Below are 11,915 nucleotides of genomic sequence, written 5' to 3'. Positions count from 1 at the left end.
GGGATGCCGATTCTGGAGGCCTATAAAGCGAAGACCATTATTGTGAACAAGCGCTCGATGGCGTCCGGCTATGCGGGCCTCGATAATGAGCTGTTCTATATGGATAAGACCATGATGGTCTTTGGCGATGCGAAGAAGGTCCTTGAGGATATGGTGAAGGCCGCGGAATAGTCTTAAAACCCGAGGCGTGAACCAGGTGGCAGGCACGATGTGCCTGCCACCTGCTTTGGGGCCGTTGGTTTTTAGCGGCGGCCGTACATCATCAGCTCGGCGAGCATGCTGCGCGCGGGGCTGATGATGTCGATGGCGGCCAGCGAGAGCCCGAGCAGGGCTTGGGCCGGCGATTCGTTGGCAAAGATGCGCGCCATCGTATCCGTCGCGCGCACGGTCAGGCTGCGGTCCTGTCGGCGCAGCTCGGCGTAGCGCACCAGCGTATCCGGTGACGCCGATTGCGCCAGCAGGCGTGCCAGCACGGCCGCGTCGCGCAGACCGAGATTCAAGCCCTGTCCCGCCACCGGATGCAATGTCTGCGCCGCATTGCCGATAGCAGCAGTGCGCGCGCTGCCCGTCACCCCGGCATTCAGGCCAAGCGGAAAAGCCAGCCGGCGTCCCGTGGCAATGAAGCTGCCCATGCGGTGGCCGAACATTTCACCCAGACGCGCCAGGAAAGCCGCGTCATCCAGTTCCAGCAGCTCGCGCGCCGTATCGGGACGGCAGCACCACACCATCGAATATTCCTCATCCTGCGGCAGCAGTGCCAGCGGGCCTTCGTGCGTAAAGCGTTCGTAGGCGCGGTGTTCGACCGGCGCGCTGGTGCGCACCTGGGCGATGACGGCGGTTTGTCCGTAATCGCGCGTGACGTGCTTTTCGTCCTGCTCGCCAAACAGGCCGCCTTCGGCCTGCACTACGATGGACGCGCGCAGCATCTGCGGTGCTTCGCCTTCCAGGTGCAGGATGACCTGCTGCGCATCCTCGTCCTTGCGCACCACGCGCGCGGGACGCAGCGCACGCACGCCCATCTGCGCACACACGGCGCCGAGCGCCTGCACGATGGCGCCGTAGCGCGTGACATAACCCAGCGCCGGCACCTTCTGCTCGTCGCGCGTAATCATGCTGCGGCCGAACTGGCCCTTGCGCGACACATGGATGTCGTGAATTGGCGTGGCGGGAATCGGCCAGGCGCCGATGCTCTCCAGGATCTGGCGGCTGCCATAGGACAGCGCCAGCGAGCGCGGATCGTTCTGTGCCTGCTCCAGCGATTTGGCATCGATCATCGCGATACGGCCGCCAGCCACGCCGCGTTTGACCAGCAGCGCCGCCAGCGCCATGCCGGCCGGACCTGCGCCGCAGATGGCGATATCGGCATCAACCGTCATGCATTGCCCTTCATGATGTATTCAATGTCCGTGATGGACTTCGGCGCGCTGGCCGTCAGCAGGCGATAGCCGTCCCGTGTGACGATCACGTCGTCTTCGATGCGGATGCCGATATTCCAGTATTGCTCCGGCACGCCCACGGCAGGCCGCACATAAAGGCCCGGCTCCACGGTCAGCGCCATGCCCGGCTGGATCAGGCGTGACGGTTTGTCGCTGTGCTGCACGTCGCGGTATAAGCCCACATCGTGCACGTCCATGCCCAGCCAGTGGCCGGTGCCGTGCATATAGAACTGGGTGTACGTTTTGTTCTCGATCACTTCATCCAGGCTGCCCTTCAGCAGACCGGTGTCGAGCATGCCCTGCACCAGCACGCGCACGGCGGCTTCGTGAATGGCCGAATACTGCTGCCCCGGCACGATGGCCTTGAAGGCCGCTTCCTGCGCCGCCAGCACCAGTTCATACAGCGCGCGCTGCGGACCGGTGAAGCGGCCATTGACCGGGAAAGTGCGCGTGATGTCGGAGGCATAGCCATCCAGCTCGCAGCCCGCATCGATCAACACCAGGTCGCCGTCCTGGGTCTGGCGCCTGTTGGTGTTGTAGTGCAGGACGCAGGCGTTCGCGCCCGATGCCACGATCGGCGTATAAGCCGGGAACTGCGCGCCGTGGCGGCGGAATTCGTACAGCAGCTCGGCTTCGATTTCGTATTCGAACATGCCCGGCTTGGCGGCACGCATGGCGCGCTCGTGGGCGCCGCCCGCGATTTCGCCGGCGCGCAGCATGATGGCCTGTTCGCCTTCGTCCTTCAGCAGACGCATTTCGTCGATCATCGGCAGCAGGTCGCGCACCGAGGACGGCGAGGTGATGCCGCTGCGCGACATGCGCCGCACGCTTTCCAGCCAGCGCATCACCTGCGCGTCGAGCGTGGTGTTGCGTGCCAGGGAGCAGTACAGCGCCGTGGCATTGGACAGCTGGCGCGTCATCTGCTCATCGAGCTGGCCGATGGGATAGGCGAAGTCCAGGCCGAATTCTGCACGCGCCGCTTCGGGGCCGTAGCGGTAGCCGTCCCAGATTTCGTGTTCGATATTCTTCTCGCGGCAGAACAGAATGCTCTGCGCTTGCGCCGTACCGCGCGGCGCCACCAGCACCAGTACCGCTTCCGGCTCGGTAAAGCCGGTCAGGTAGTAGAAGGAGCTGTCGTGGCGGTACGGGTAATCGCTGTCGCCGTTGCGCAGCACTTCCGGCGCGGTGGCGATGACAGCCACGCTGCCGGGCTCCATCTGCGCCAGCACTTTGGCGCGGCGTTCGGCGTAAGGGCTCATGCGTTCAGTGCTGCGTTCAGTTCTTCCAGCTGTTTGACGGTGCCGACGTTGACCCATTCGCCTTCATAGATCTCGCCGCCCACCTGGCCTTTGTCCGCATAGGCGCGAATCAGCTTGCCCAGGCCTGCGTGCTGGCCCGGTTCGATGCCGTCGAACATTTCCATGCGGTAGACGCCGATGTTCCCGAAGTTCCATTTCGGATCGCCTTCGTTGGTCACCGTGTACATGTCCAGACCGAAGTCTCCCTTGGGATTGTGCCAGGGGTTCTTGGTGAGCCAGATCCAGGCGGCGTCGCGCTTGTCCTTGTCCCACGGGTTGCCCCACATGTCCTTATCCTGCAGCACATCCTTCACCTGCTCGAAATCGAAGTGCGGGCAGAAGATATCGCCGGAAATGGCCAGGAACGGTTCCTCGCCAATCAAGTGGCGCGCCTTGGCGATGCCGCCCGCCGTTTCCAGCGGTTCCGGCTCGGCGGAGTAGGCGATGGTTGCACCATACCTGCTGCCGTCGCCCAGATATTCCTCGATCATGTGGCCGAGGTGGGAGTAGTTGATGACGATCTCGGTGATCCCGGCACGTACCAGGTTCACGATATGCCATTCGATCAGTGCGCGGCCGCGCACCTTCAGCAATGGCTTCGGCGTGGTATCCGTCAGGGGACGCATACGCTCGCCGCGTCCTGCGGCGAAAATCATGGCTTTCATAACAGCCTCTCAGAAGGTATAGCCGACCTTGGGCTGTGGGTTGGTATCCAGCGCATCGAGCAGCTTGCGCAGCGGCTTCAGTTCGGTGTAGCGGTGGGCGGTCTTGGTCACGTACTCCAGCACCGTCGGGATGTCGCCGAGGTACATCGGCTTGTTGTCGCGGTAGTTCAGGCGCGAGAACGTGCCCAGGTTCTTCAGGTGGCGCTGCAGGGCGCACAGCTCGAAGTCCTTGTAGAAGGTGTCGAAGTCCTTGTTGAGCGGCAGGCCCATGGCGCGCGCATGCTGCCAGTAGCGGATCACCCAGTCGAGGACCAGCTCTTCGTCCCACGCCACGTAGGCATCCTTCATCAGCGAGCCGATGTCGTAAGTGACCGGGCCGTACATCGCATCCTGGAAATCGAGGATGCCGGGATTGTGCTCGTCCATCCACATCAGATTGCGCGAGTGGAAGTCGCGGTGCATGAAGACCTGGGGCTGGGACTGGATGTTCGCCATCAGGAATTCGAAGACCTTGTCCAGGTCCGCGCGCTGGGCATCGGTCAGGGTCACGCCGAGGTGGCGGCCGATGTACCATTCCGGGAACTGGCCCAGGTCGCGCATCATGATTTCGCGGTTGAAGTCGGGCAGCACGCCCGGCTGGCTTTTCAGCTGGATCTTCACCAGGGCGGACAGCGCCTCCGCATACAGGGCGGCGGCGTTGTCGTGGTTCAGGGCTTGCAGATAGCTGGTGGTGCCCAGGTCGGACAGCAGCAGGAAGCCTTGTGGCACGTCCTGCGCCACGATGGCGGGCACCGAAACGCCGGCACCGGCAAACAATTCGTCGACCTTGACGAAGGCCGGCACGTTCTCGCGCTCGGGCGGCGCATCCATCACGATCAGGGTGGCGCCATGCTTTGCCTGATGCTCAGGCAGCACATCGACACGGAAATAGCGGCGGAAACTGGCGTCTTCGGAGGCCGGACGTGCGGAGTCCACGGCCACCAGGCCAAGGCCTTGCAGCCAGTCTTTGAGCAGGGCAAGGCGGGGATCGGCAGCTGCTGCGGCGCCATTTTGCGCGCCGTTGGATGGTAAATTAGACAATAAAGACATTAAACAGCCTGCGGAATCCGGTTGAAGGTGAAGATTCCCATATAATAAGGGATTCACATTAAAAAATCGCCTGTCACGGTGTTACTCGCGTCCCTTACATGAGCTGGTTTTCGGCCCCTAACAACAAGCAACGCTGGGCATTCGCCTTGACCGCCATCGCCGCCGCCTCCGCGACGGTGTGTGCCCACGCACAGACTGCGCAGCATGCCAAGCGCCCGCCGCGCGTGGAAGACAAGACTGCAGTGACCACCATCAGCGCCGAGGACATGAGCGGCCGCCCGGAGCGCGAGCTGAATCTGTACCGCGACGTGGAAGTGGTGCACGACAAGACCCGCATGACGGCCGACACGGCCTGCTTCCGCCAGGTGGAAGACGAGGTCGAAGCGAAAGGCAATGTGCGCATGTGGCGCTACGGCGACTACTACACCGCCGATGAGCTGAAGCTTAACCTGGAAACGGGCAAGGGCTACGCACTGCATCCGACCTACAAGATGGAGGTCAACAACGGCCAGGGCAAGGCGCGCCAGATCGACTTCCTGAGCGAAGACGAAGCGCTGGTCCTGGACGGCACCTACAGTACCTGCCAGGGTCCGAGCCCGGACTGGTACATCAGATCGAGCACCCTGAATCTGGATTCGGGCCGCGACGTGGGTACTGCCGGCACCACCATCGTGTATTTCAAGGACGTGCCCCTGATCGGCACGCCCGCCATGTCGTTCTCGCTGTCCGGCGCGCGCCGCTCCGGCTGGCTGCCGCCGATTCCGGGCTTCGGCTCGAAAGGCGCGGCCGAACTGACCGTACCGTACTACTTCAATATCGCGCCCAACCGCGACCTGACGCTGTACCCGCGCATCATCTCGCGCCGCGGTATCCAGTTCGGCGCCCTGGGCCGCTATATCGGCGAGACGGACGCCGGCAACTATTACGAAGGCAAGACCTTCATCGAATACCTGCCGCACGACCGCGAAACCGGCACCGACCGCTGGCAGATCAACACCACGCACACCCAGGCGCTGACCAAGGACTGGTCGTTCGGCTGGAATGCGCGCGCGGCATCCGACGACAACTATCCGAACGACTTCTCGAAGACGGTGGCCGGTTCGGCGGAACGCCAGCTGCTGCGCGAACTGCGTACCGATTACCGCGGCGAATACTGGAGCCTGACCGCGCGCGTGAACCGCTACCAGGTGCTGCAGGACCCGGACTCGGTGACCAACCCGAGCCTGACGGTGGAGCGTCCGTATGACCGTCTGCCGGCAATCAATTTCCGCGCCGCGCGCTACGACGTGGGCGGCTTCGACTGGCAGGTCGACTCCGAACTGACGCGCTTCTCGCATCCGACCCTGATTGAAGGCAGCCGCTTCGTGGCCGTGCCGCAGGTGAGCTATCCGATCATCGGCTCCAGCTACTTCATCACGCCGAAGGTGATGCTGAATGCGGCGGCGTATTCGATTGATTCCTATCAGGGCGCCGATTCGCGCTCGGTCACGCGCGCGATTCCGACCTTCTCGATCGATTCGGGCCTGGAGTTCGAGCGCGACACCAAGCTGTTTGGCCGCGCCATGACGCAGACCCTGGAGCCGCGCCTGTTCTACGTCTACACGCCGTACAAGCGCCAGGACAATCCGCTGTTCGACACGGCCGACGCCACCTTCAACTTCACGCAGATCTTCAGCGAGAACCGCTTCGTYGGTTCCGAYCGCGTGAGCGATGCGAACCAGATCACGGCCGCCGTGGTGTCGCGCTTCCTGGAAGCGAATGGCGCCGAGCGTTTGCGCCTCGCATTCGGCGAGCGCTTCTACCTGAAAGACCAGCGCGTACAGCTTGATCCGAACGCCGAGGTCAAGGACAGCCGTTCGGACATTCTGGCCGCCGCCACCGGCSGCATTTCCGAATCCTGGGGTGTCGACAGCGCAGTGCAGTACAATCCGCACGACAGCAAGGTAGTCAGCTCGAATCTGACGTTGCAATATCAGCCAGGTCCCAAGAAGGTGATTAACGCGGGCCTGCGTTATCTGCGCGACAGCTTCAAGAATGCGGACTTCTCCAGCCAGTGGCCGTTATCGGACCGCTGGTTTGGCGTGGGCCGCGTCAGCTATTCTTTGYAGGATCATAAGGTCCTGGATAGCCTGATTGGTCTGGAATACAACTGTGAATGCTGGGTGTTCCGCATGGGCGCGCAGCGCTTCGTGACGACGGCCAACAAGACCTCGACCCAGATCTTCTTCCAGCTGGAGCTGAACGGACTGTCCAAGTTCGGTATCGGCAACCCGCTGGAAGTGATGAAGAACAGTATTCCGGGCTACCAGCGTTTGAATGAAGGCTACCGCCGCTAAAATTGGTTTTCTCCACCCCTGACTCATGAGCGTTTCAGATATGCGTAATGCCAGTATGCACCCGATCAAAGTAGCAGTTGTCCTGCTGTGCGCCCTCGCTGCCGGCACCCCGGCCCTGGCGCAGGACGCCAAGCCGGCCGCACCAGCCGCTCCGGCCAAGGCGGCGCCGGCTGCAGCAGCAGCGAAAGGTTTTACCCCGCCTGCGCAGTCGAACAACACGCCGATCGACTCCATCGCCGTGATCGTCAACGACGAAGTCATTACGCGCCGTGAACTGAACCAGCGTGTGCAGACCATCGTGCACCGCATGCAGCAGCAGCGCGTGCAGCTGCCGGACCAGGCCGACCTGGAACGCCAGATCCTGGAACGCATGATCGTGGAACGCGCCCAGCTGCAGCTGGCCAAGGAAATGGGCGTGCGGGTGGACGACCAGATGCTGGACCGCGCGATCAGCCGCATCGCCGAACAGCAGAAAATGAGTGTGCAGGAACTGCGCAACCAGACCGAGAAAGAGGGCACCACCTTCCCGGCTTTCCGCGAGGAGATCCGCGAAGAGATCATCATGCAGCGCCTGCGCGAGCATGAGGTGGACAACAAGATCCAGATTTCGGAAGCGGAAGTGGACAACTTCGTGGCTTCCGAGCAGGCCGCCGCTGCCGAACAGTTCGAACTGAATATTTCGCAGATCCTGGTGCGCATCCCTGAAAACGCCAATCCGGAAGTGCTGGCGCAGCGCCAGAAGAAGGCGGAAGACGTGATGCGCCAGCTGCGCACCGGCGCCGACTTCGCCAAGGTGGCCGCGACTTACTCCGACGCTTCCGACGCGCTGCAGGGCGGCGCCGTCGGCTGGCGCCAGAGCGACCGCTTGCCGCCGGTGTTTGCCGAAGCACTGAGCAAGCTGAAGCCAGGCCAGACCACCCCGGTCATCAAGAGCGTGGGCGGCTTCCACATCCTGAAGCTGGTGGACAAGCGCAGCCTGGCAGAAGCGGCTGCCGCGGAAACCGTGCAGCAGACGCACGCCCGCCACATCCTGATCAAGGTCACGCCGACCGTGAGCGCGGCCGACGCCAAGCGCAAGCTGCTGGAACTGAAGGAGCGCCTGGATAACAAGGCCGCCAAGTTCGAAGACCTGGCGCGCCTGGTGTCGAACGACGGTTCCGCGTCCAAGGGCGGTGACCTGGGCTGGCTGTATCCGGGCGACACCGTGCCGGAATTCGAAAAGGCCATGAACGAACTGAAGCCGGGCCAGGTGTCCGAGCCGGTGGAAACCAGCTTCGGTTACCACCTGATCGAAGTCCTGGAGCGCAAGACGGACGACGTCTCGAAAGAGAAGAAACGCGCCGAAGCCCGCAACGCCCTGCGTGAGCGCAAGCTGGTGGAGGCCATCGAAAACTGGCAGCGCGAAGTGCGCGACCGCGCCTACGTCGAGTTCCGCGAAGAAGCGAAGTAAGTCAGAAGGAGGGCACAGGTGAGCGCCACTCAGCAAAACGGGCGCGCCGCCGTGCCCCCATCGCGACGCCCCGTGGTCGCCGTGACGACGGGCGAACCGGCCGGTATCGGGCCGGAGATTTCCATCCGCGCCGCCTGGGCCATGCGCGRGCAGGTCAACGCCGTACTGATTGGCGACGCGGCCTTCCTGGCCATGGTGGCCGCCGACATCGATCCCGCCATCCGCATCAGCGCCTTGTCGCTGCAGGCCGTCCGCAACGGCGGGTTGCCGCATTTCGGCGCCAATGTGCTGTGCGCGATCGACATCCCTTTGGGGGCGCACGTCACACCCGGCGTGCTGGATAAGGAAAACGGCCGCTTCGTGCTGGCCACGCTGGACGCGGCGATTGAAGGCGTTGGCGCTGGCTGGTTCCGCGCTGTCGTCACCGCGCCGCTGCAAAAGAGCACCATCAACGATGCCGGCGTGCCATTCTCCGGCCACACCGAATATTTTGCCGACAAGACTGCGACGCCGCGCGTGGTGATGATGCTGGCCGGCCAGCCGCACGCGCTTGCAGCACCTGCCGCGGCGCCGGACCGGGCAGCGGTCGCGCCGCCGCTGCGCGTCGCGCTGGCGACCACGCATCTGCCGCTCAAAGACGTCGCGGCGGCCATCACACGCGAAAGCCTGGCCGAGATCCTGGACATCATCGACCGCGACCTGCGCGGCAAATTCGGCATCGCATCGCCGCGCATCCTGGTCACGGGCCTGAATCCGCACGCCGGTGAAAACGGCTACCTGGGCCGCGAGGAAATCGACACCATCACGCCCGCGCTGGCCGCTGCCCGCGAGCGCGGTATCGATGCGCGCGGGCCTTATCCGGCCGATACGCTGTTCCAGCCCAAATACCTGGAAGACGCCGACTGCGTGCTGGCCATGTACCACGACCAGGGCCTGCCGGTGCTGAAGCACGCCACCTTTGGCCGCGGCGTCAACATCACGCTTGGCCTGCCGCTGATCCGCACTTCGGTCGATCACGGCACCGCGCTGGACCTGGCCGCGCAAGGCCTGGGCCTGGCCGACAGCAGCAGCATGGAAGAAGCCATCGCCAGCGCCTTGCGCATGGTCGAAGCCAGCCAACAATCAGAGAGAACATGAAACACATAGCCCGCAAACGCTTCGGCCAGAACTTCCTGCAGGACGACCGCGTCCTTGGCGATATCATCGATTCCATCGCCCCGCGCGACGGCGACACCATGGTCGAAATCGGCCCTGGCCTGGCTGCGATGACCGACCTGCTGCTGAAATCCCTGCCGCATATGCACGTGGTGGAGCTGGACCGCGACCTGGTGGCGCGCCTGGAAAAACGCTATCCGCGCGAAAAGCTGACCATCCACGCAGGCGACGCGCTGAAGTTCGATTTCGGCTCGATCCCCGTGCCGGAGGGCCGCAAGCTGCGCGTGGTGGGCAATCTGCCGTACAACATCTCGTCGCCGCTGCTGTTCCATCTGGCCGAATTCGCGCCACAGGTGCAGGACCAGCACTTCATGCTGCAAAAAGAGGTGGTGGAGCGCATGGTGGCGGAACCGGGCACCAAGGCCTATAGCCGGCTGTCTGTGATGCTGCAATGGCGCTACCGCATGGCGCTGCTGTTCATCGTGCCGCCGGATGCCTTCGATCCGCCGCCGAAAGTGGATTCGGCCATCGTGCGCATGATTCCGATCGAAAATCCGCTGCCTTGCGATCCTGCGCGCCTGGAAGCCGTGGTCGCGAAAGCTTTTTCGCAGCGCCGCAAAGTGATCCGCAACTGCGTGGCCGGCATGTTCACGGAAGAGCAGCTGGTGCAGGCGGGCATCAATCCGCAGGACCGTCCCGAGGCTGTCCCGATGGAAGCCTACGTCGCCCTGGCCAATCTCTGAGCAAAAAAAAAGCCCACCTAGGCGGTGGGCTTAAATCCAATTCTTAGTAAGAAGTGGAGGAGACAGGAACGATTATGATGCGCTGCCGCATATTAATCCAATTTATTTTTAAAATTCCTGTCATTCACTTCCTGAATATCACTGGCAGGTGATTACGACGTTCGCGCGGTTGGCGTCGCCCATCACGTCGGTGCCGTTGATCAGCGTGCAAGTCTGGGTCGCGCCGGTGGTGGTGTCCTTCGGCTGGGTGAAGATGGACAGGCCGTATGGCGTACCGACCGGGATCGATTCCGGATACACAAACGCGGTCGAGCCCTTGGCAACCGAGAATGCCGCCGAGCTGTTCGAGCCGTTGATGATGCTCAGGCCATCCAGCGTCAGATTGCTGATGGTGCCGCCCACGGTGTACGAGTTCTGCGAGCAGATCACGGCGACCGAGATGGTCGCGGTRTGGCCTGCCGAGCCGGTCGGGTTGGCGATGCTGCAGGTCATGTGCGCCGGCTGGGTCTTGACGGTCACATTGTATTCAGTGCCGTAGGAAATGCGGTTCGGGAAGGTGAAGCTGGTCTGGCCCAGCGGTACGGACACGGTGTCGTCGCCGTTCTGCAGCACCAGGCCGCTGTTGGCGATCGGGCTGCCGGACGACGTGGTCACGGTGCCGGAAACGTCGAACGACGCTTTGCCGCCGCATGCGGACAGCGCCAGGGCTGCGGCCAGCGCTGCCGCCGTGCCTACATAGTTTGCTTTCATGTATTCTCCAAAAAGGATGCGCTTAGTGGCAGGTCACGGCCACATTGGTCACGTCTGCGACCGGCATGGTGCCGCTGCCATTGGCCACGGTGCAGGACAGGCCATCCGGCTGGGTCAGCACGGTGACGCCGTACAAGGCAGCATTCGGTACCTGTACCGGGAACTTGAAGGTCGTGGTGCCGGCCGGCAGCGATACGGTGCTGGAGCCGTTGGCCAGTACCAGGATGCCCTGGGTCAGGCCGCTTACCGTGCCGCCCAGGTTGTAGGGCACGTTGGCGCAGTTGACCACCGCCTGCAGCTGGGTGTAATAGTTGATCTTGCCGGTGCCGTTGCTGACCACGCAGGTGACGTTGTCCGGCACGGTTTTCAGGGTGACGTTGAAGTCCGCGTCGGTGGCCAGCAGGGTCGGGAAGTAATAGGTGCCGGAGGCATCGGCGGTGACGGTGTCGCTGCCATTCTGGATAATCAGGCCGGTCTTGGCCAGGCCGTTGACGGTCACACCCAGAGTCATATTGCCATTGCCGCCACCGCATGCCGACAGGACGGCTGCGCACAGCAGCGCCAGGCCGGGACGCACAAACTTACTATTCATTCATCTCTCCAATACGATTTACTGGACCGCCACGCGGAATCGGCAGCTATTTTAGTGCATTTAGCAAGCAACGGCCTGATTTAGGCTTGTAACATTTTTTAGCGCAGCTGCGCCTTCTCGCATTGCGAGCTGCGGCCGGACAGGCGGCAGTGGTTCATTTCGGCGCCGTTGCGGTCGTGGACGACGATCTGCCACTCGCCCGGCGCCGCGCCGCGTTCCATGGTCATGAAGCCAAAACCGCCTACCCAGCTGCTGAAGTGGGCGATCACGGCGCCCGGCGCCGGCTGCACTTGCGCGACGTCGTCCGGCAGCGGCGTGGTGTCTTCGTCGGTGCCGGAGAAGCCGGTAATGAACTGGCTCGGATGCGGACTGCTGTAGCTGACCTGCTGCCACAGGTGCAC

The 11,915-nt window shown here is 63.1% G+C and carries 11 protein-coding genes and 1 pseudogene; 5 read left to right on the top strand and 7 right to left on the bottom strand.

Going from position 1 to position 11,915, the window contains the following annotated elements:
• The coding region (locus AB4Z11_RS09135; protein WP_442024619.1) for an NAD(P)(+) transhydrogenase (Re/Si-specific) subunit beta at window positions 1-171 on the top strand (171 nt) is incomplete at its 5' end.
• A 71-nt stretch (window positions 172-242) separates the two neighbouring features.
• Here AB4Z11_RS09135 and AB4Z11_RS09130 read toward each other — a convergent pair.
• Genes AB4Z11_RS09130 through AB4Z11_RS09115 form a run of 4 tightly spaced genes read right to left on the bottom strand, consistent with a single transcriptional unit; the run spans window position 243 to window position 4,488 of the window.
• Window positions 243-1,376, bottom strand: a complete 1,134-nt coding sequence (locus AB4Z11_RS09130) for an FAD-dependent monooxygenase (RefSeq protein ID WP_442024617.1) — start codon at window positions 1,374-1,376, stop codon at window positions 243-245.
• On the bottom strand, window positions 1,373-2,695 hold the full coding sequence (gene pepP / locus AB4Z11_RS09125) for a Xaa-Pro aminopeptidase (protein WP_442024615.1): 1,323 nt from the start codon (window positions 2,693-2,695) through the stop codon (window positions 1,373-1,375). The genes AB4Z11_RS09130 and pepP overlap by 4 nt, the downstream gene beginning before the upstream one ends.
• Window positions 2,692-3,399, bottom strand: coding sequence for an N-acetylmuramate alpha-1-phosphate uridylyltransferase MurU (gene murU / locus AB4Z11_RS09120; RefSeq protein WP_442024613.1), 708 nt, complete (start codon window positions 3,397-3,399; stop codon window positions 2,692-2,694). Before murU ends, pepP begins: the two co-directional genes overlap by 4 nt.
• A gap of 9 nt (window positions 3,400-3,408) precedes the next feature.
• Window positions 3,409-4,488 (bottom strand): aminoglycoside phosphotransferase family protein, encoded by a 1,080-nt coding sequence (locus AB4Z11_RS09115; protein ID WP_442024611.1) that lies wholly within the window; start codon window positions 4,486-4,488, stop codon window positions 3,409-3,411.
• A gap of 98 nt (window positions 4,489-4,586) precedes the next feature.
• Between AB4Z11_RS09115 and AB4Z11_RS09110 the strand changes: the two genes are divergently transcribed.
• From AB4Z11_RS09110 to rsmA, 4 genes are read left to right on the top strand one after another with little or no spacing between them, the layout of a single operon-like run.
• Window positions 4,587-6,824 carry an LPS-assembly protein LptD gene (locus tag AB4Z11_RS09110; RefSeq protein WP_442024609.1) on the top strand — a complete coding sequence of 746 codons (2,238 nt, stop codon included), beginning with the start codon at window positions 4,587-4,589 and terminating at the stop codon, window positions 6,822-6,824.
• 40 nt (window positions 6,825-6,864) lie between these two features.
• Window positions 6,865-8,274: a peptidylprolyl isomerase gene (locus tag AB4Z11_RS09105; RefSeq protein ID WP_442024607.1), complete on the top strand. Its 1,410-nt coding sequence runs from the start codon at window positions 6,865-6,867 to the stop codon at window positions 8,272-8,274.
• Between the two features lie 18 nt (window positions 8,275-8,292).
• Window positions 8,293-9,411 (top strand): 4-hydroxythreonine-4-phosphate dehydrogenase PdxA, encoded by a 1,119-nt coding sequence (pdxA, locus tag AB4Z11_RS09100; RefSeq protein WP_442024605.1) that lies wholly within the window; start codon window positions 8,293-8,295, stop codon window positions 9,409-9,411.
• A complete protein-coding gene (rsmA, locus tag AB4Z11_RS09095) occupies window positions 9,408-10,172 on the top strand; it encodes a 16S rRNA (adenine(1518)-N(6)/adenine(1519)-N(6))-dimethyltransferase RsmA (RefSeq protein ID WP_442024603.1) in 765 nt (254 codons plus the stop codon). The genes pdxA and rsmA overlap by 4 nt, the downstream gene beginning before the upstream one ends.
• Window positions 10,173-10,310: 138 nt before the next feature.
• On the opposite strand, the gene AB4Z11_RS09090 is transcribed toward rsmA, so the two are convergent.
• The 3 genes and pseudogenes from AB4Z11_RS09090 to AB4Z11_RS09080 all read right to left on the bottom strand — a co-directional run.
• Window positions 10,311-10,922, bottom strand: a complete 612-nt coding sequence (locus tag AB4Z11_RS09090) for a hypothetical protein (protein WP_442024601.1) — start codon at window positions 10,920-10,922, stop codon at window positions 10,311-10,313.
• Window positions 10,923-10,944: 22 nt separating this feature from the next.
• Window positions 10,945-11,514 carry a hypothetical protein gene (locus AB4Z11_RS09085; protein WP_442024599.1) on the bottom strand — a complete coding sequence of 190 codons (570 nt, stop codon included), beginning with the start codon at window positions 11,512-11,514 and terminating at the stop codon, window positions 10,945-10,947.
• Window positions 11,515-11,612: 98 nt separating this feature from the next.
• Window positions 11,613-11,915: pseudogene (locus tag AB4Z11_RS09080) on the bottom strand (metallophosphoesterase); the annotation flags it as partial.

Origin of the sequence: Pseudoduganella sp. RAF53_2 (assembly GCF_052113985.1) — a bacterium.
GTDB lineage: Bacteria > Pseudomonadota > Gammaproteobacteria > Burkholderiales > Burkholderiaceae_D > Rugamonas.
This window is presented reverse-complemented; position numbering and strand designations above follow the sequence as displayed.